Source organism: Helicobacter felistomachi (assembly GCF_030296895.1).
Lineage (GTDB): Bacteria > Campylobacterota > Campylobacteria > Campylobacterales > Helicobacteraceae > Helicobacter > Helicobacter felistomachi.
On record NZ_AP028022.1, the window covers coordinates 299,579 to 318,005 of the forward strand.

Consider the following 18,427-nt stretch of genomic DNA (forward strand, 5'->3'; position numbering starts at 1 on the left):
CCAAGAAAGCACCCCTTCCTTTCTAAAACCCTAGCGCTTCAAGCTATTGACCGTCTGCAACATGTTATCTGCGGTCTGGATCGTCTTAGAATTGGCTTCGTAAGCGCGTTGGGCGGTGATGAGATCGGTCATCTCTTCGACCAGGCGCACATTGCTAAGCTCTAAAAAACCTTGGCGCAACTGCCCGTAACCATCGGCGTTAGGATTACCCACAATCGCTGGACCGCTGGCGGAGGTTACAGCCAAAAGATTATCACCCAAAGCGTGCAAGCCCGCAGGGTTGATGAAATTAGCTAAAGTGATCTGTCCGATCACATTAGAAGTTGTGGCATTGCCCTGGGTGATGCTCACCGTGCCATCCACGCCGATGCTGATTTGTGTGGTGTCTTGGGGGAAGGTGATTTGGGGGATGATGGGGTAGCCCTCGGTGGTCACCATATTGCCCTGATCGTCAATTTTAAAATTGCCCGCGCGGGTGTAAGCCGTAGAGCCATCGGGCATTTGCACTTGGAAAAACCCCTTGCCTGTGATGGCTAAATCTAGATTGTTCTCCGTTTCTTTAGGGCTGCCCTGAGAGAACATTTTTGTCACGCTAGAAGTCCGCACACCTAGGCCCACTTCAATGCCATTGGGCGATTTGGTGGTGTCCGAGGTGGAAGTGCCGGCGTATTGCAAAGCCTGATAGAAGAGATCGTTGAAGTCTGCCCGTTGGCGTTTAAAGCCCACGGTGTTGACATTGGCAATGTTGTTAGAAGTGGTGTCGATGTGGGTTTGTTGCCCGAGCATTCCTGTGGTCGCACTGTAAAGAGATCGCAACATGGCTAGCCTTTATTCAAAATTAAAACCACATTATAGCCTAAATCACCCAATCTAAAGTTTAGAAAGTGTAACTCAAATACGCCGTAACCGAGCGCCCGGGGCCGGGTTGCAAACCTGCTGGGCTAGAACCGATGCCGGTGAAGTAATACTTCATGTTGAAAATATTATTCACCTGTAAGCTGCCCACGATTTTATGCCGCCCACTCTCCCAAAAGACTTGACTCACTTGGATATTCCATACCCAATACCAGGGCAACATCCCCTCGTGTTGGGTCATACACCACGCCGCACATTGTCCGCCATTGGCATTTGGACCAGAATTAGTGTAACGCTGGGTTCCATAGTAGCCCCCCGCTGCGCTGTTGCTGATTCCGCTGTAAGCGCGGCTGTAAAAGTAGCTAGACAAACCAAAGGTGGTTTTTTTATAGGTGTAGCGCGCGTCTAAGATGAATTGGTAAGGGCTCACAAAGGGGAAGTGCTTGTTGTAGCTGGTCCCGGGCAAAACACCGCCATTTAAATCTGTTAATTGCTCGTGGCTGGTAACACGCGTGTCAATGTAGTTAAAGGCGGCGTGGAGCTGTAAACCCTGAATGGGTCTATAGTATGCCTCTAACTCTACACCCTGAGAATAGCCATTGACGGGGCGCACATTGCCCTTCATAGGTCCGCTTGTGTAGATAGAATATTGCCCGGTCGCAAAATCCCGCGCCCAAATGCGGAAAAAGTCGGCATTGAAGCTAACCTTACTCTTATAGGTGTAGCGCGCCCCAACTTCTACGGTGTCAAAATGTTGGGTGAAGTATTCCGCCCCGCCATAGCTCAAAACATCCAATTGTGGCGGGACATAGGAGCGTTGGTAGTTGAAGTAGGTGAGCAGCGTGTGATCACCCTGTACGGGGATAAAGCCTATGTTAGTCGAGGGCATCCAGTTGTTCATATTTTTGATCTTTTCTAGATCTTTTTTGGGGATGGAGGCCCAGTTAGCGGCGTTTTCATTGTTGTATTGCACCAAAGCGTAGCGCAGTCCGGGCACCACAAAAAAGCGCCCATTCCAAGTCTCAATGCGATCGCTCAAATACACGGCGGTGTAGTCGTTGCGCCAGTCGTTCCAGTTCTTATACAAACCATGCTTGATGTGGGGTTGCCAGCCACTCATCACATTTGCGCCCTCACATAAAAAGCCTGCCCCCTCTCCGCTCGTTTTAGTGGCACACTCGTTGGTGTTCATGTATTGGCGTTGTAAAAAGGTGGTGGTCATGTAGCGCAAGCCCATGATAAAAGTTTGTTTGACCTTGCCACTATTCACCACTAAATTCACCTTAGGCTCGAAGGCGTTGTTGATGGAGCGCACGGGGTTTTCCACTTCGCCCCAGCCATTGTAGTTTGTGGCGTAGTAGGGCACGGCCAAATTGTAGCCATTAAGACCCTGGGCTGCACAGGAGGCTGCACTGTAGCAGGTAACCATGTTAGCACTGTTATAACTAGAGCTCACTTGAAAGTCACGCGTCATGAACTGCCCATAGTAGGTGAAGCTAAAAGTACCGCCCACCTTTTCTAGATCGCCAAAGCGGTTTTCATACACGATGCCAAAGCGCTGGGATCGCCCGCCTTTGGAGTTCAAAGGACGCATGTTGGCAAAGCGGTTTTCTTGGTACTGCTCTGCGCTTAGGCTCCCGGGCTGGGCGATGTTGAATTTATAGTATTGGTAGTAGGCCTTGATGCCGTTTTTCTCGTTGATGTCATAGACTCCATCGAGCCAGTAGTTTTGGATATTGGTCGGGCTGTTGTCCCTAAAGCCCTGCCCATCGACCCAGTTAGCCTGCGCCTGCACGCCAACATGTTTGTTGATCATCCCTCCACTGCGCACATAGGTGTTGTAAAGGATGTCATTGCCCAAAGATTTTAAGAAAGAGGGATTACCGGTTTTGCCAGGAGGCGCAGCAAATCCTGCATTGCGCGCCTTAGCCCAAAAGGTGGTTCTCTCCGCCACTTGGTTTTCCCAATGTTTGGGGATGGGCTTGGTGATGATATTGACGATCCCGCCATAGGTGTTAGGTCCGTATTGCACGCTCCCCCCGCCTTTAATCACATCGATGCGATCGATTGCTTGGAAAGTTACGGGGAAGATGTCCAGCTCAATGTGCGAGTAAGGTGCCATATAAACGGGGATGCCATTGACCAGCATCAAGGTGGCATCGCTGTGCCCTGAGCCGCCCGCGCCAAAGCCGCGGATTTGGATACTGGGCATCGCCCCCACGCCAGTGGCGTTTCTCACCTGTAAGCCCGGGACATTTTGCAAGGCCTCTTCGATGCTTTGGTTAGCCTGTTGGCTGAGTGCTTTATGCGAGATCACTGTGCGGCTACCCGTGTATTTTTTCACCTCTTCATCTTGCCAGCTTTTAGGAGCGGTGATTCCGCTATAGCCCAAATTGACATGTCCGGAGTAGTCGGTTTTATCTCTTTGTCCGGCGGTAGACACCTTGCCTAAAGTGTAGGTTTTATCCTTAGCCACAAGAGATGCCTGCCAAGCTAGACTCGCCGTCAAGGCCCACAACAATTTCTTACGCAATGAAAACTCCTTGCTCTAAACTTTAAAAACAGATGAGTGGGTAGAATCTAAAAGACTCCACTGGTATAACTGCCTGTATTTTGGTAATAAAAATTAAAATTTTTTAATAAATATGGCGTATTGTATTCTAATAAACTTAAGATTTTCTAAAAAATTCAGCTCAATTAACTTTTTGTTTATCTTCTTCTTCTAGTAAATAATCCTCGCTTTTGACACAAAGGATTCGGGTGTTGTGGATGCTCGGGCGCACCTTTTTATTTTTAATCAATTCTTCCACTTGGTATTCTTTGCAAGTGCCCTGATTTGGGCGGATATACTTATCTTGCCACTCCAAATATTCCTTAGAGTGCGCCACTTGGCTGTCCAAATACTCTTTTTCATACACCTCCACAAACTCCAAAAACTTAGGGCTTAAGTGCAAGTCGTTCTTCTTGATGTCGGTTTTTCTCTCGGCTTTGACCTCATCGGTGGTGGTGCTGAACTCTGTGGGGGTGGTTTGTCCCACTTGGGGGGCGTTGGTAGGTCCTAATGGTCCTTGTGGTGGTGGTGGAGTAAGTGCTGGTCCATTCTGTGGTGGTGTTGGGTTCAATGTGTAAGCACTGGCGGGTTTTAGCCTTGTAACACAGCTTTTCGCTGTAATTGGCCTTGCTCAAGATAAAGGTATGCGTGGTTGTGGTGGGGCCTAGCACCTCCACCCTAGGGGGCAACTCTGTATAGGGCAGGGTGATCCCCGCCCCCTTGCCACTGCTCTTATCGGCGTTAAAATCACAAGGCCCTAGTCTTAAAAGTTGCCCGCTGGCTTTATCCAACACATGCATCACGCTCGGCCGTTTGGCCTGCAATTTTTCATCATCATAGCTCCACACTCCGCAAGCCTCCTCTTGCACCCCACCCATGCCTAAATTTGCCGGCACTTCTAGCCTGGCTTGGGGTTTTAATTCTAGATTTTTCCCCTCAATTGCACCTTCTTTGGTAGCTTCTTTGTCTGTGGGGGGTTCTTGGCTTGGCTTAGTTGGTTGCTCCTTCTTACCTTCTGTGGATTCTAGTACCGCCTTCTTTTCTGTGGGTTCTGTGGGTTTATCTTGACTCTCTGTGGGTTTGGTGGTTTCTTTGGAAATTTCCATAAGAGTGCTTGTCGGGGTTTGGGAGGTTGGAGTAGGTTGCAAGGCTTTAGGCGTGGTGGAGGTGCTTGGGGTTTGGCTTGTGGGGCTTGGCATGGGGGAGGTGCTGGTTTGTGGATAGTTTAGAGGCAGGGGCATGTAACTTGGACTATAGGTGGGGCTTGGATTGTAAGTGGGTGCACTTGTACTTGAAGGATAGTGTTGGCTTGGGGGATTATAGCTTGGACCATAGGGGTTATCATGTTGGGGCTGTGTGCTTTGGGCTTGGTTGTAAGGTTGGTTAAAGTTTTGGTTTTGGCTATACTCTTGTGTGCTGGCTGTGCGCCTTGTGCTGTGTGTGCGCCTTGTGCTGCGGCTTCTACTCCTTGTACTGGAGCTTGCGGTACGTCTGGAACTTGTAGAGCTTCTTATGCTGCGCTCCCTTGTGGTGGTGGGGTTAGCAGCGTTAGGGTTAGCAGTGCTGCGTGTACTGCGTGCACTTGTACCTCTAGTCCTTGAGCTTGTACTTCTTGTGCTCCTTAGTGAGCTTGCAGCACTTCTAGAACGGCTTCTTGCTCTCGTGCTTCTTGTACGCCTTGAACTTGTACTGCGGGTGCGGGTGCTGTAGGTTTTGGGCGTGGTGGCATAGCTTCTTGGGTTGGTTTTGCTTTCTCTATCTTGGAGGGTTTGTTCTCTCTCTTCTCTTGCTTGTAAAGACATGCTTTGAGGGGCAATGGGGTTTAAAAAAGCACTCTTTTCTTGGGGTGAAAAACGGATATAGTCTTGGTACTCTATCCCTAATATTTGCGCCATTTTGGCGGGGCTAGGATCTTTAAAATAAATGCGGGTGTGTTTGTGGATTTTATCGGGCAAAATCGCCCCTAAATCCTGGGTGGCTTTTAGATCCTTTAGGGGGGTGGTGGATTTGGCTTTGGTTTGCGTACTCTTTTTGGATTTTTTTAGAGGCAACTTTTTAAGCCATAGGGCCTGCAAAGTGATCTGATTACCCTTAAGTTGGTAGGTCCCCTCTATGATGAGTTGCTTTTGAGCGGTGTTTTTATAAACAACAGCCCCGCTAAAGTCCCCACCCTTTTGTTTTAAGGGCAAATCTTCTAGGGTTTGGATGGTGAGGGCTTGTAGACACAGCGCACACAGAAACCATAAAAACCAAAACATACACACCCCCTAGCCTGTATTGCGTAACCCTTGAGCGATGCCGATAAGCGTACTTTGGATGGCGAGTTTCACTTGGTCTTTGGGGTCTTGTTTGAAGGCCTTGATGAGCTCAATTTGTAAGCAGCTGAGCGCATTGATGTAGGGCGTTCTAAACAAAATCCCCTGCCTAACAATTGCGTCTTTTTCCAGCAGGGCGTTTTCTTGGCGGATGGCTAAAATGCACTCTAGGCTTGTGGCAAATTCGTTTTCAATCTGCGTCCAAATCTTTGCCGCATTTGGCACACTGCGAGCAAAGGCGTGGTATTGCCTAGCGATGCCTAAATCCACTTTTAAAAGCACCTGCGCGATGTTATCAAGCACCACCTTAAAAAACCCGCCCTCAAGATAGCAGGCTTGTAAGTCTTTTAAATCCACGCTTTTAAGCGCACTGCCCACCCCAAACCACGCAGGCAAAATGCTGCGGTTTTGCGTCCAAGCAAACACCCACGGAATCGCCCTTAAATCTTCTAGCTTTGTGCTTTCCTTGCGCTTGGCGGGGCGTGAGCCTAAATTCAGCTCTTGGATGAAGGCAATGGGGGTGGCCTGTTTGAAGTACTCTAAAAAGCCGGGCATGGTGTAGAGTTGGCGGTAGGTGGTATAAGAGATTTGCGAGAGTGCTTGCATGAGCTCCTTAGTAGCGGGGTTGATGGGGTTTTTAGACAGACCTTGTTTGTCATAGAGCGACTTTTTCAGCAACGCCCCCACAATGTTAGACAGGTTATTGAGCGCACTCGTGTTGTTTAAATACCTTGAGCTGATCGTCTCCCCCTGTTCGGTGAGCTTCAAGGTGTCTTGCACGCTAAAAAGCGGGGCGCTTAGGAGCGCGTCCTCTAAACTCCCCCCGCCCCGGCTCACACTCCCTCCCCGCCCGTGGAACAAAATAAACTCCATGCCTAATTCTTGCCCTAAAGCAACTAATTGGCAAATCGCCATGTGTAGATTGTAGTTGCTGGCAAAAATCCCCCCATCCTTGCTTGAATCTGAGTAACCCACCATGATTTCTTGGGTGTTTTGCATGCCCTGTAAATAAGCTTGGTAGTGGGGGTTGGCGTGCAGAGCTTTTAAAATCGCGGGGGCGTGGTTTAAATCTTCAATGGTCTCAAACAGCGGGGTGATGTAAAGGTCTTTTTCTAGCCCCACTTGTTTTGCCAACCACAGCACGGCGAGCAAGTCGCTCGCCTGTGTTGTCATGGAGATCACCACACTTGAAAAGGTTTCTTTGGCGATCTTGGTCTGTGCCCAAAGCATGGTTAAAAAGGCTTCAAGCAATCGTTTACATTCTAAGCTCACTTGGGGCAATAAAGGCCAAAAAGAGATGGGCTCTAGCTCTAGGGCGTGGTTTAGGGCTTCTAGCTTTTGCTCTTCAGGCAGGGCGTAAAAATCGGTGGCAAGAGAAAGCAGGGAAAAGACCTCGCTAAGGGCATTGACAAACACTGCCCTATGTTCTCTAAAATCCAAACTGAGTAAATGAAACCCCGTAAGTAAGACGAGATTTTTAAAACGCAACATAGAGCCCTGCAAACTTGGCTCTAAATTTTCTAAGAGCAAATCTATGTCGGCGGCAAGTTCGTTGGCATTTTGGTAGCTAAAGTCGATGGGGGTGGGCGAATTTAGGGCGATGAGGCGGTTTTTTAACTTAGTTTGCATTAAAAGCAATTTCGCTCTAAAGGGCTCTTTAGGGTGCAATCTCGCGCTGGTGGGGTCTAGTTTGTGGTAAGATTCTTTTAAATCCTCTTGCAGGGCAACAGAGATGGGGCAAAAATCCACAGAGATGGAGAGTTCGCGGCGCAATTTGTCTAGCTCTTTGAGGTAGAGGTCGATGACAAAGTGGTGTTGGATCGCGATGACTTCACGCATGAGAGCGTTGGTAACCATGGGGTTGCCATCTCTATCTCCGCCGATCCAACTGCCCAGTTTTAAGGGGAGGGGGTGGGGGGGTTTTAAATGCGGCTTGGATTTGTTGGCATAAATCTAAACAGCTAGGTAAAAAAGAGTTTTCTAAAATATACAGCAAATTGTCTAGCTCAAAGAGCACTTCTAGTTTTTCTTGGCGCACAAGGTGGCTTTTATACAGTAGGCGCAGGCGGTAGGCCAGTCTCTCTTTGGCCTTTTTCATGGCAGCTGGGTCGCAGGGGCGGTCAAAAATCGTGGCAAGGTCGCTAAACATTTCTTGGATGGCTTCTAAAAAGGTGCGGCGCATGGACTGCGTGGGGTGGGCGGTGAAGACGGGGTAAAAGTGGATGTGTTGCAGTTTATCGGCAAGTTCTTTTGGGCTAAAGCCCGCATGGCTTAGATCGTTGTGGGTTTTATCTAGCCCCATTGTGGAGGGTTGCTTGTTCTTATAGTGTTCTTCTACAAGATTTGCCAAAATATGGCAGAGCGAAAAGGCTTTAATCACGTCTAAAATTTGGTCGGATTCGATCGTGGCTTGCAATTCGTGGGCTAATTGTGTGGGGGGGGCGTAGCTCTTAAATAAATGTTTTAGGGTGCTGAAATAGCCCGTGCTTTTAGGGCTAAACTCTTGCAAAATCTCTAGCAGCAAGTCTTGCAAAAAATCCAACTCAACCTGTATGTTTTGTGGCATGCGCTCTCCTAAAAACAAAACTTAAGTTGTTTTCGTCTACAATAAAGGCTTATCATAAACAGAAGGGTAATTTATGGGCGATTTACCCATTTACACCGATCAAGATGGCAATTTAGAAACGCTTTTGAGCCAAAAGGTCGCTATTTTGGGCTACGGGGCGCATGGACGGGCTCACGCACTTAATCTAAGAGACAGCGGGGTGGCGGTGCAAATCGGGTTATATGATGGCAGCCCGAGCATTGCCATTGCTAAGAAAGACGGCTTTGAGGTCTACACCTTAAAAAAATGCGTGCAAGAGTGCGCCATTTTGGCCTTACTTCTGCCCGATGAAATCCATGGCGACATTTACAAGCAAGAAATCGCGCCCCATATCAAACCCGGACAAACTCTCATCTTCGCCCATGGCTTTAGCGTGTGCTTTGGGCAAGTGGCCGCCCCTGAGGGGGTGGGTTTGGTCCTTGTTTCCCCTAAGGGTACGGGCTATGCCTTGCGGGAGAATTACAAAGAAGGGCGGGGAGTCTTTGCGCTCATGGGCGTGCAACAGGACAACACCGCCCACAACGCTAAAGACATTGCCCTAAGTTACGCCTGCGCGTTGGGCTGTGGACGGGCGGGGATTTTGGAAACCACTTTTAAAGACGAAACCCATTGCGATCTTTTTGGCGAGCAGGTGGTGCTGTGCGGAGGGGTGGAGCACCTATTGCTCAACGCTTTCAACACCTTAGTGGAGGCAGGCTACCCTAAAGAAGTCGCCTATTTTGAGTGTGTGCAAGAACTCAAGGTGATTGCCGACTTGATTTATGCTAAGGGGCTGGTGCGCATGCAAGAGCACATCTCCAACACCGCCGAGTATGGGGGGCTTGAGAGTGGGGGTAAGGTCATTGAGCCCACCATTAAAGAGCGTATGCAAAAGGTGCTGGATAAAATCCAAGACGGCTCGTTTGCTAAAAGTTTCTTAGAAGAGAAAGAACAGGGCTACCCTAAAATCCACAGCAATAGAAAGGCTCTAAAGAGTGAGCTTTTAGAGCAAACAGGGGCGCATTTGCGTCAATATTTGTTTAAATAGGGGCATTTGTGGTTATCACGATCACTTCAGGCAAGGGCGGGGTGGGTAAAAGCACTTCTACGGCGAATTTAGCCATTGGGCTCGCCCGACAGGGCAAGAGAGTCGTGGCGATCGACTTTGACATAGGGCTACGCAATTTAGACATGATTTTAGGCTTAGAAAACCGCATCGTGTATGATGTGGTGGATGTGATGGAGGGCAACTGCAAACTGCCCCAAGCCTTGATTAGCGACAAGAAGAATAAAGACCTTTTCTTTTTGCCCGCGTCTCAGAGCAAGGATAAAAATATCCTAGAAAAGGCCAAAGTGCAAGCTCTGATTGCAGATTTAAGAGGGCAGTTTGATTATGTGCTGATCGACTCGCCCGCTGGGATTGAAAGCGGGTTTGAACACGCCATGCTCTTTGCTGATCAGGCAATTGTGGTGGTAACACCTGAAGTGAGTAGTGTGAGAGACAGCGATCGCGTGATCGGCATCATGGATGCTAAAAGCCAAAAAGTCAAGGAAGGGCAAGAGATGGTCAAACACATTTTAATCAACCGCATCAAGCCTGAGCTTGTGGAGAAACAAGAAATGCTCTCTAATGAGGATGTGCTAAAAATCCTCGCCCTGCCTTTGATCGGGCTTGTGCCCGAAGACCCTAAGATCATCTCTGCCACAAACACGGGTGAACCCATCATTTACACCCAAAGCCCGAGCGCTTTGGCGTTTCAGCGCATCACCAAGCGCATTTTGGGTGAAGACGTCCCCTTTGCGGAGTTTAAAGCCAAACGGGGCTTAATGGGGGCTTTAAGGGGCTTGTTTGCATGACCTTACTCACCAAATGGTTTAAGGGCGCAAACAGCGCACACATTGCCAAAGACCGCCTAAGATTTGTGCTTGCCTATGAGCGCAGTGTCCGCCTACCCTACATGGAAGAGATGAAAAAAGAGATTTTAGCCGTGGTGCAAAAATACACCCAAACAAGCAAAATCGATGTTAGGGCAAACTCCAACCACGACATAGACACCCTAGAAGTGGAAATTGTGTTGGAAAAACAAACCCCCACTTCTTAAATGTTAAGCCCTTTCACACCAAGCCCTCTAGACTTTCTACCCTTAAGCTTTAAAGCCCTGAAAAAGCCCCCCAAACTCTTACACTATGTGGGCGATCTCAAGCACCTGCAAGCCCCTTTGAAAGTCGCCATTGTCGGCACAAGAAAGCCCACCACCTACACCCAGCAAATCACCGCCACACTCGCCAAAGAGCTAGCTAAAATCGGGGCGGTGGTGGTGAGTGGGGGGGCATTGGGCGTAGACATCATCGCCCAAAAAAACGCCCTACCCCTAACCATCATGTTTGCCCCCTGCTCTTTAAAACGCATTTATCCGCCCAGCAACGCTGAAGTTATCCAGCAAATTGCTAAAGTGGGGCTGATTTTGAGCGAATATGCTGAAGATTTTCAGCCCTACCGCTCCACATTCTTAGAGAGAAACCGCCTAGTCATTGCCTTGAGCGATCTTGTCATTATCCCAGAGGCACAGGAAACCAGCGGTTCAATGGCAAGTGCAAGGCTCGCACTGGAGTTAAAAAAGCCCCTATTTGTCCTGCCCCAAAGGCTGTTTGAGAGTCCGGGTACCAACGCTCTACTCGCCCAAAATAAAGCCACAGCGATTTACGACATTGCCGCCTTTGTGGGGGATTTGGCGCGCAAGTTTGGCTTAAGTGCCCCCACCACGCCCCCCACAGCCCCAGTCCCAAACGACTTTTTGGCGTTTTGCCAAAAGTCCCCGAGTTTTGAAGAGGCTTACGCGGTGTTTGGGGATTTGCTGCTCGAGCAAGAGCTCTTAGGCGTGGTGAAAAGAGAGCATGGACGGGTGGTGTTGCTGTGATTGTGGCGTGCGACATTGGATTAAAACGCATTGGTTTAGCCATGTGCGTGCAAGACATTATTTTACCCCTAGAGCCGATTTTGCGTATCAATCGCAAACAAGCCAGCCAAGAGTTGCAAGCCCTGCTAGAGAGTAAAAATCCTAGCACCCTTGTAGTGGGCTTGCCCCCCGAAAACTACGCTGACACCCGCAAACGCATTTTGCACTTTGTGGGGCTATTAAACTTTGCGCCCCTTGTGTTTGTCAATGAGTGCAACACAAGCCTAGATGCCCTAGAAAACACCCACCACCTAAAAGTGCAAAAACGCCAAAACGCCCGCAAAGACGGCAAGCTAGACAGCCTGGCCGCCTGTGAAATTTTAAAACGCTATCAAGAGATGTTGGTGTAAAGGGCGATCACATCGTCGTCCTCTTCAATCTTATCTAGGAGTTTCTCGCTCTCGGCTAGGGCTTGCTCGCTTAAGCTAATGGGGGCATTGGCGATGCGCTGCAAACTTGCCTTTTGCACGGGGATTTTTAGGGTTTCAAAACCCTCATTTAGCTGTTTGAAGTCTTGGTAATCGCCGATGGCAAAAAAGCTCTCCCCCTCCACTTCTAGGCTCTCTAGCCCATAGTCGATTAAACTTAACTCCAAATCCTCTAAAGATAGATTTAAAGGCTTTAAATCCTCCAAATGTCCTTCTAAGACGCTTTTTCTAGAAAACATGAACTCCAAAGAGCCGTTATTGACAATGCTCGCCCCCGGGGTTTTGTTGAAGTAGCTTTTTAAATTAGCGATGGTGCGCGTGGGGTTGTCTGTCATGCACTCAATGAAGAGCAACACGCCGTGGTTAGCCTTGCCCTCGTAGCTCACCTCCACCAACTGCCCCTCTTTGCTGCTCGCCCGCTTAATCGCCGCGTCTATGTTGTCTTTAGGCATATTTTGCGCCTTGGCGTTTAAAATGGCGGTGCGTAATTTGGCGTTGCTGGCTGGATCGCCTCCGCCCTCTTTGGCTGCCAAAGTGATGGCTTTGGCAAGTTTAGGAAACACCTTACTCATTTTATCCCAGCGCTTTTCTTTGGCTGCCCGTCTATATTCAAAAGCCCGTCCCATTAAAATCCTTTCTGTAGTAGCTGAGCCACTTCTTTGGCGTGGTAACTGATGATGATGTCCGCTCCCGCCCTTTTAAAGGCGGTCATGGTTTCTAAAAGTAAATTGTCGTAGTCTATAAGATTGTGTGCTTGCGCCAGCTTAAACATGGAATACTCCCCGCTCACATTGTAAAGGGCTAGGGGCAAGAGGGTGCGCTCTTTAATGTCGCGCACCATGTCTAAATATGCGAGGGCAGGTTTTACCATGAGGATGTCCGCCCCCTGAATTTCGTCCTCTAAACTCTCTAAAATCGCCTCCCTGCGGTTGGAAAAATCCATTTGGTAGCTTTTGCGATCGCCAAAGCTAGGGGCGGAGTTAGCCGCCTCTCTAAAGGGCCCGTAGTAACTGCTGGCAAACTTTGTAGAGTAGCTCATAATGGGTAGGTGGCTAAAGCCCTTAGCGTCTAAAGCTTGGCGTAAAGCGATCACCATGCCATCTAACATGGTGCTGGGTGCTAGGATATCCACGCCACTTTGGGCTAAAAGGATCGCTTGCTTAGCTAGGATTTCTAAGGTTGCATCGTTGTCTAGTATCCCGTTTTTGAGAATCCCGCAATGCCCGTGATCGGTGTATTCGCAAAAGCACAAATCCGCCACGACGCACAAATCGGGAAAGTTTTCTTTAATGGCTCTTGTGGCTGTGGCTACGGGGTGGCTTTCACACAGCGCACTCGAACCTGTCGCGTCTTTGTGTGCGGGCAGCCCAAAAAGCAAGAGTGCTTTAATGCCTAATTCCTGCAATAGGGCGCATTCTTTGAGTAAGTCCTCTAAGTCCATTTGCAACACCCCGGGCATGGACGCGATGGGCGCACTCTTGCCCTCTTGGCGCACAAAGAGCGGAGCGATGAAGTCGGCAACACTCAAGCGGGTTTCACGCACTAAGTTACGCAAAGTGGGGGTGGCTCTAAGACGGCGCAATCGTTTAAACATGGCAATCCTTATGTGTTGGGATGAAACAATTTTGGCAAAAGGGGGCGTGGATGACGGCCTTTAGAGCGTTTAGGGACAAAAAGCCCACGCTAGCTGCCCCAATAGCCTCCGCCTCACCCCCCTGCACGCTTAAAAGTTCGTTTTCTGCAGGGATGTCAATGCCCCAAAAACAAGGGGCAAGGATGGGCGGGGCACTCAACAATAAATGGATACGCCTTGCCCCCGCTTCTTTTAGCATTTGCACCACAACCTTACTTGTCGTTCCCCTAACTAAAGAGTCGTCTATTAAAATAATGTCCTTGCCTTTAATGGGCTCGGCCACTAGGCTAAATTTTTGGCGGGCTTTGCGCTCCCTGCTTTCTTGGGTGCTTTCTATGAAAGAGCGCCCCACATAGGGATTAAGGCTCAAAAGCGGGGCAAAGTCTAGGTTCAGTTCTTTGGCATAAGCCAGAGCGGCTAAAGTGCCGCTGCTTGGGATGGGCACAACCATGTCCGCCTTTAAGGGGTGTTCTTTGGCTAGGGCTTGGCCTAATTTGGCACGCAGGGCATAGACGCTTTGGTTAAACATAAAACTGCCAGGTTGGCTAAAATAAATGGCTTCAAACACACAAGGGCTAGGCGTGGGTGGGGCTAGGAGAGTTGTGCCTGCTTTGGTGTAAAGCGTGGCTGGGGGGACTTCTTGGATATTTTGCGCCTCCAACGCTTGCAAGACACTGCTTTCACTGGCTAGGGCATAACCGCCTTTTAAATCCCCCACAAATAGAGGGCGATAGCCAAAGGGGTCGCGCATGGCGATTAAATTATCGGGGGTTAAAAGCAAAAACGCATAAGCCCCCTTAAGCGTGGGGATCACCTCTTTTAATTTGGATTCTAAATTTGGGGATTTGGCTTGCTCTAGGGCTTTGGCAATGGATTTAGCAGGGGTTTTAGTGTTGTGTGAATTGCCACAAAAGGCGATGGCTAGGTTAGAATCGGCGTAAAAGTCGTGGTGGGTGCCTAAGACTTGCCCTAAAGCATGGGGGGCTTTGGGGAAAAAATCGGGGGGGGTGCTGCTGAGTAAGCCCCTTGATTGTTTAAATTCTATGTGTGTGTTGGCGGTGGCAAGGGCGATGCCCTCTTGGGCGCGGTGTTGCAAAGAGAGCAGGGCTTGGTGGGCTAGGGCGGGGGTGGCGCAGGCAAACAGGCCGAACATTAGACCTTTGCCCCCCGTTTAGGCACTTTAGAAAAGAGCGGCCCAAATTCTTGCAAAATGCATCCGTGTATCGTAAAAATGTTGCGCTCATCTTTATAGGCGTAGCTTAAACGCAGTTCTAAAGTGTCTAGTGCACTTTTGATGATATACATGCCCAGCCCAAAACCATGCGCTTCGCTGGGGTTTTCGTGGTGGAAGTAGGGCTTGAAGTAGTGCATTAGGTCTTCTTTTAAAGGTTCACCCCGATTGGAAATCGACAAGTCCTTACCGCTCACCTCAAGTTTCACCTGCCGATCGGGGCTGTATTTTAAGGCATTATCTAGCAAGTTTTTAATCACAAGGCTAAAAAGCTCAAAGTCGGTTTCAAAGGTGTAGTTTGGCAAGCTTGCCACAATGCAGGTACTCCCATGCTCTAAGAGCAACATGTTTTTGACATGCTCTAACAAGCGGTCCATTAAAAACATTTCTTTGGTGATTTTGTAGTTCTTGGAGGAAAGTTGCTCGATGCGGGCAAACTGCTCGATGAGGGCGTTCAGGCGTTTGAAGGTCGTGATGAGGCGTTCTTTTTGCACGCTATTGTCCACCATTTCAGCGACAATCATGCCCTTAGCAATGGGGGTTCTAAGCTCGTGCATGATGGCTCTTAAAAACAAAATGCGCGACTCGTTCATGCCCTTGATTTTTTTAATGGCGTTGTCAAAGGCGAGGGCCAAATCCCCGATCTCGTCTTGTTGTTCTAGTTTGCACTCAATGTCCATTTCGCCATTAGAAAACAAATGCACCTTTTTACGCAACTCATTGATGGGGACAAAGCCTTGCAACATGAAAATAAAAATCATGGTGATCAAAAACGCCCCCACAGAGATGGCAAAGTAATAGTTACGATAAGATGTCTTTTGAATCTCTTTATACAATACCGTGTCGCCCTGACTTTTGAGCGAAATGAAGATTTTATTGCCGACCTTGATGATGTGGGCTAGGGGGTTTTCATCGTTTTCAATTCTACTGCCCTGTTGTTTGGAGAGGATTTCACGCAACTCTTGTTGGGTGATTTCTTGAAACCCTAGCTCGTGTAAATAAACCTCAGCGGAGTAGCGGTTGCTCTTGTCGGCCAAAACTTGGTTAATCGTGGTGATGAATTGCTGGTGGCGGATTTGGGTTTGGAAATTCTCATGATCGATTTGCGAGCGGATGAAGTAGTAAGAAAACGCCGCAAAACTCGTGATTGAAATCACAAATAAAAAAACAATCTTGCTAAAGATAGAAAAGGGCAATCTAAAACTCTAGCTTGTAGCCAACTCCCCGCACAGAGATGATGTGCTTAGGTTTCTTGGGGTCTTGCTCAATTTTAGAGCGCAAACGCCCGATGATGACATCGATGCTCTTATTGGAGCTTTCAGGGTTGATGGACTCGGACTCGATGGCAATGGACTCCCTGGAGAAAACATAACCCTTTTTGCTGATTAAAAGCGTGAGGATTTCATACTCCGCTCTTGTGAGCTCAAGTTTTCTATTTTGCATGTAGACTTCTCTAGCGTCATGGTCAATTCTAAAAAGGTTGCTCTTGCTTGACAAACCCCCTTCTTGGGCGGGTTTTTTATTGTAGCGGCGCAAGAGAGATTGGATGCGCGCGAGAAGTTCTTTGGGGTCGTAGGGTTTGGGGATGTAGTCGTCTGCCCCGCACTCCAAGGCTTCCACTTTGTCGTTCAAGTCGTTTCTTGCCGAAGAAATGATGATGGGGATGTCTTTTTGTTTAGAAATGCGCTTACACACCTCTAGCCCGTCTAAGTTAGGCAAGGTCAAGTCTAAGAGCAGTAGGTCGTATTGCTGGGTGGTGGCGGCACTGATGCCGGTGTAGGGCTCATCGCAATTGACTACTTCTATGCCGTGTTGGCTTAAAAATTCGCTCAATATCTCAGCCAACTCCACATCATCTTCTATCATGAGTATCTTGATCATAAGCACCTCAACAGAAAGTTAACGAAAACCAAATATTAACACAAAATCAATGAAAACAACCTCAATCTTTGAACGATTTTAAGCGTTCTTGAACCATGTAAAGTTGGTATTGTAGGTAGTTCACCACTAAATCCAACTTCATGGGCAAATTCTTGGTCTGGGGGGATTTTAAGCCCTCAAAGAGCAAGAGCGTTTTTTGCTCCAAATCCTTTAAGAATTGTTGTTCTTCTTGCAAGACCTTGGGGCTTTGGCGGGGGCGGGGTTTTACTGACCGCTTTGGGCTTTTGCTCCACTTGTTCGATCTCGTCTAGGGCTTGGGAGATGATGTTTTTAATTCCATTTGAGTAACCATTGTTCGATTGTTGCAAGTTCAGCCGTGGTGGCAGCCTGGCTAAATAAAGTCTGCATGTTTTGGATCTGAAAGCGCTGCAGGGGGGCGTATTGGCTCAAATTTGCCTCCGATTTGGGCTTGGCAGAAATGGGCTTTTGGGGGGCTTTTGGCCCGAGCGCACTGAGGCGTTTGTGGCTTTGTAGGGCCTGCTTGTGGTGCGGATCATCTTTTAAAATAGTTTTATAAATCTGCAAAGCCTCCAACACACGCCCTTGTAATTCATACACGCCCGCTAACGCAATCGCTTGTTCCACGCAAAAACCTCATATTGTTTATTCAACTTATTATATAATAGCCCCTTTTAATAATTGCTTTTAGTGGCTTTTAAATTCAGTTGGAAAGGGTGGATAAGAGCGCGAAATGGAAGCGCATGCGCTGTATGTGGTTGTTGCAGGATTGGGGCTGAGTGTGGTGAGCGGTCTATTGCTAAAGAAAATAGAAATGCCCGTCATCATCGGATACATCTTAACCGGACTTGTCATCGCCGCCCTTTTTCATATTCAAGACTTCGAATCGCTTTCAGAAATCGCAGACTTTGGGATCGTGTTTCTCATGTTTATGATCGGGCTGGAGTTTAACTTTGACAAGTTAAAGACCATGAAGCAAGAAGTCCTGCTCTTTGGGGGACTGCAAGTGGTCTTAACCTCGGCTTTGCTGTTGCTCTTTGGCTACTTTGTGATGGGCTCGTCTTGGGGCTTTTCTCTAGTTGTAGCGATGGGCTTTTCGCTCTCGTCTACGGCGATTGTGCTGAAGTTCTTTGAAGAGAGCAAACAACTAAACACCTCTGTGGGCAAGATCGTGGTCGGGATTTTGATCTTTCAAGACATCGCTGCGATCCCCATGCTCTTGATTTTAATGCTCATGGGTGGGGGGAGCAACCACTTTTTAGGTTTGGTGATCAAAACCATTGTGTCGGCAGCGATCATTTTAACCCTGCTGCTCTTGCCGGGTAAACTTGCTGCCACAAGGATTTTAGGCCTAGCTGCTGAGAGCCGCCTGCCTGAGATTTTCATGGGCACGATTCTTTTAATTGTCTTCGGGGCGGCGAGCCTTAGCCACTTCTTTGGTTTCTCCATGTCGCTTGGGGCATTTGTGGCAGGCATGGCGATCTCTAAATCGCGTTACCGCATCCGTGTGCAAGAAGAGTTTGCCCCGCTTAAAAACATCTTTTTGGGGCTTTTCTTTGTTACAGTGGGCATGCAAATCCACTTAGGCTTTTTGTTTGAAAACCTCTTTGCGGTGATTTTCTTGCTCGTTGTGGCCATGTTCTTAAAAACAGGGTTTTTATTTGGGATTTTAAGAATCTTTAGGGACAGCAAGAGCTCCTTAAAGGCCGCCCTATCTTTAGCACAAATTGGGGAATTTGCCCTAGTGGTGTTTTTAAGCGCGAGCAAGCACAAACTCTTGACCTTGCAAAAACATGAGGGCATTTTGGCTTTCTTGCGCGACCACGACATTATCCATGTCGGGGTAAACGACATCCAACAATTCTTAGTGTTGATGATCATCTTTTCCATGCTCATCACCCCCTTTATTTTGAAATACCTAGATACGCTTGTGGATTTTTTAACCAGTAAATTTAGCAAAAACAAGGCTTAGTT

Annotated in this window: 17 protein-coding genes and 1 pseudogene; 6 read left to right on the plus strand and 12 right to left on the minus strand. The window is 48.3% G+C overall.

What is annotated here, in order from left to right:
• Positions 1 to 30: 30 nt before the first annotated feature.
• From flgG to QUE23_RS01635, 5 genes and pseudogenes are all read right to left on the minus strand, one after another.
• Positions 31 to 819 (minus strand): flagellar basal-body rod protein FlgG, encoded by a 789-nt coding sequence (gene flgG, locus QUE23_RS01615; protein ID WP_015107017.1) that lies wholly within the window; start codon positions 817 to 819, stop codon positions 31 to 33.
• Positions 820 to 877: 58 nt separating this feature from the next.
• Positions 878 to 3,388, minus strand: coding sequence for a TonB-dependent receptor family protein (locus QUE23_RS10110; protein ID WP_286348955.1), 2,511 nt, complete (start codon positions 3,386 to 3,388; stop codon positions 878 to 880).
• Between the two features lie 160 nt (positions 3,389 to 3,548).
• Entirely contained in the window at positions 3,549 to 3,893 is a 345-nt protein-coding gene (locus tag QUE23_RS01625) for a hypothetical protein (protein ID WP_286348956.1), read from the minus strand.
• Positions 3,850 to 5,664, minus strand: coding sequence for a hypothetical protein (locus QUE23_RS01630; protein WP_286348957.1), 1,815 nt, complete (start codon positions 5,662 to 5,664; stop codon positions 3,850 to 3,852). The genes QUE23_RS01625 and QUE23_RS01630 overlap by 44 nt, the downstream gene beginning before the upstream one ends.
• A 9-nt stretch (positions 5,665 to 5,673) precedes the next feature.
• Positions 5,674 to 8,287, minus strand: a pseudogene (locus QUE23_RS01635) (phosphoenolpyruvate carboxylase).
• Positions 8,288 to 8,360: 73 nt separating this feature from the next.
• Between QUE23_RS01635 and ilvC the strand changes: the two are divergent.
• From ilvC to ruvX, 5 genes are read left to right on the plus strand one after another with little or no spacing between them, the layout of a single operon-like run.
• On the plus strand, positions 8,361 to 9,353 hold the full coding sequence (gene ilvC, locus QUE23_RS01640; RefSeq protein WP_286348958.1) for a ketol-acid reductoisomerase: 993 nt from the start codon (positions 8,361 to 8,363) through the stop codon (positions 9,351 to 9,353).
• Between the two features lie 8 nt (positions 9,354 to 9,361).
• On the plus strand, positions 9,362 to 10,162 hold the full coding sequence (minD, locus tag QUE23_RS01645; RefSeq protein WP_286348959.1) for a septum site-determining protein MinD: 801 nt from the start codon (positions 9,362 to 9,364) through the stop codon (positions 10,160 to 10,162).
• Positions 10,159 to 10,407: a cell division topological specificity factor MinE gene (gene minE / locus QUE23_RS01650; RefSeq protein ID WP_286348960.1), complete on the plus strand. Its 249-nt coding sequence runs from the start codon at positions 10,159 to 10,161 to the stop codon at positions 10,405 to 10,407. The genes minD and minE overlap by 4 nt, the downstream gene beginning before the upstream one ends.
• On the plus strand, positions 10,408 to 11,223 hold the full coding sequence (dprA, locus tag QUE23_RS01655) for a DNA-processing protein DprA (protein ID WP_286348961.1): 816 nt from the start codon (positions 10,408 to 10,410) through the stop codon (positions 11,221 to 11,223).
• A complete protein-coding gene (ruvX, locus tag QUE23_RS01660) occupies positions 11,220 to 11,612 on the plus strand; it encodes a Holliday junction resolvase RuvX (RefSeq protein WP_286348962.1) in 393 nt (130 codons plus the stop codon). The genes dprA and ruvX overlap by 4 nt, the downstream gene beginning before the upstream one ends.
• Here ruvX and QUE23_RS01665 read toward each other — a convergent pair.
• From QUE23_RS01665 to QUE23_RS01695, 7 genes are all read right to left on the minus strand, one after another.
• A complete protein-coding gene (locus QUE23_RS01665) occupies positions 11,594 to 12,316 on the minus strand; it encodes a YebC/PmpR family DNA-binding transcriptional regulator (RefSeq protein ID WP_286348963.1) in 723 nt (240 codons plus the stop codon). The genes ruvX and QUE23_RS01665 overlap by 19 nt on opposite strands.
• Positions 12,316 to 13,284 (minus strand): porphobilinogen synthase, encoded by a 969-nt coding sequence (hemB, locus tag QUE23_RS01670; protein ID WP_286348964.1) that lies wholly within the window; start codon positions 13,282 to 13,284, stop codon positions 12,316 to 12,318. The genes QUE23_RS01665 and hemB overlap by 1 nt, the downstream gene beginning before the upstream one ends.
• Positions 13,277 to 14,476: an amidophosphoribosyltransferase gene (locus QUE23_RS01675; RefSeq protein ID WP_286348965.1), complete on the minus strand. Its 1,200-nt coding sequence runs from the start codon at positions 14,474 to 14,476 to the stop codon at positions 13,277 to 13,279. Before QUE23_RS01675 ends, hemB begins: the two co-directional genes overlap by 8 nt.
• Positions 14,476 to 15,750: an ArsS family sensor histidine kinase gene (locus tag QUE23_RS01680; RefSeq protein ID WP_434801993.1), complete on the minus strand. Its 1,275-nt coding sequence runs from the start codon at positions 15,748 to 15,750 to the stop codon at positions 14,476 to 14,478. The genes QUE23_RS01675 and QUE23_RS01680 overlap by 1 nt, the downstream gene beginning before the upstream one ends.
• 1 nt (position 15,751) lies before the next feature.
• Complete coding sequence (gene arsR / locus QUE23_RS01685; protein ID WP_286348967.1) at positions 15,752 to 16,435, minus strand: acid response regulator transcription factor ArsR; 684 nt, start codon at positions 16,433 to 16,435, stop codon at positions 15,752 to 15,754.
• Positions 16,436 to 16,496: 61 nt separating this feature from the next.
• Positions 16,497 to 16,670: a CiaD-like domain-containing protein gene (locus QUE23_RS01690; protein ID WP_286348968.1), complete on the minus strand. Its 174-nt coding sequence runs from the start codon at positions 16,668 to 16,670 to the stop codon at positions 16,497 to 16,499.
• Positions 16,671 to 16,765: 95 nt separating this feature from the next.
• Positions 16,766 to 17,080 (minus strand): hypothetical protein, encoded by a 315-nt coding sequence (locus QUE23_RS01695; protein WP_286348969.1) that lies wholly within the window; start codon positions 17,078 to 17,080, stop codon positions 16,766 to 16,768.
• A gap of 106 nt (positions 17,081 to 17,186) precedes the next feature.
• Between QUE23_RS01695 and QUE23_RS01700 the strand changes: the two genes are divergently transcribed.
• Positions 17,187 to 18,425 (plus strand): cation:proton antiporter domain-containing protein, encoded by a 1,239-nt coding sequence (locus QUE23_RS01700; RefSeq protein WP_286348970.1) that lies wholly within the window; start codon positions 17,187 to 17,189, stop codon positions 18,423 to 18,425.
• The last annotated feature ends 2 nt before the right edge of the window (positions 18,426 to 18,427 follow it).

Excerpts from the sequence above, each read along its gene's own strand:
- hemB (WP_286348964.1), bottom strand. The coding sequence starts at position 13,284 with ATGTTTAAACGATTGCGCCGTCTTAGAGCCACCCCCACTTTGCGTAAC.
- QUE23_RS01700 (WP_286348970.1), top strand. The coding sequence starts at position 17,187 with ATGGAAGCGCATGCGCTGTATGTGGTTGTTGCAGGATTGGGGCTGAGT.
- dprA (WP_286348961.1), top strand. The coding sequence starts at position 10,408 with ATGTTAAGCCCTTTCACACCAAGCCCTCTAGACTTTCTACCCTTAAGC.
- QUE23_RS01665 (WP_286348963.1), bottom strand. The coding sequence starts at position 12,316 with ATGGGACGGGCTTTTGAATATAGACGGGCAGCCAAAGAAAAGCGCTGG.
- QUE23_RS01675 (WP_286348965.1), bottom strand. The coding sequence starts at position 14,476 with ATGTTCGGCCTGTTTGCCTGCGCCACCCCCGCCCTAGCCCACCAAGCC.
- ilvC (WP_286348958.1), top strand. The coding sequence starts at position 8,361 with ATGGGCGATTTACCCATTTACACCGATCAAGATGGCAATTTAGAAACG.
- QUE23_RS01630 (WP_286348957.1), bottom strand. The coding sequence starts at position 5,664 with ATGTTTTGGTTTTTATGGTTTCTGTGTGCGCTGTGTCTACAAGCCCTC.
- minE (WP_286348960.1), top strand. The coding sequence starts at position 10,159 with ATGACCTTACTCACCAAATGGTTTAAGGGCGCAAACAGCGCACACATT.
- flgG (WP_015107017.1), bottom strand. The coding sequence starts at position 819 with ATGTTGCGATCTCTTTACAGTGCGACCACAGGAATGCTCGGGCAACAA.
- arsR (WP_286348967.1), bottom strand. The coding sequence starts at position 16,435 with ATGATCAAGATACTCATGATAGAAGATGATGTGGAGTTGGCTGAGATA.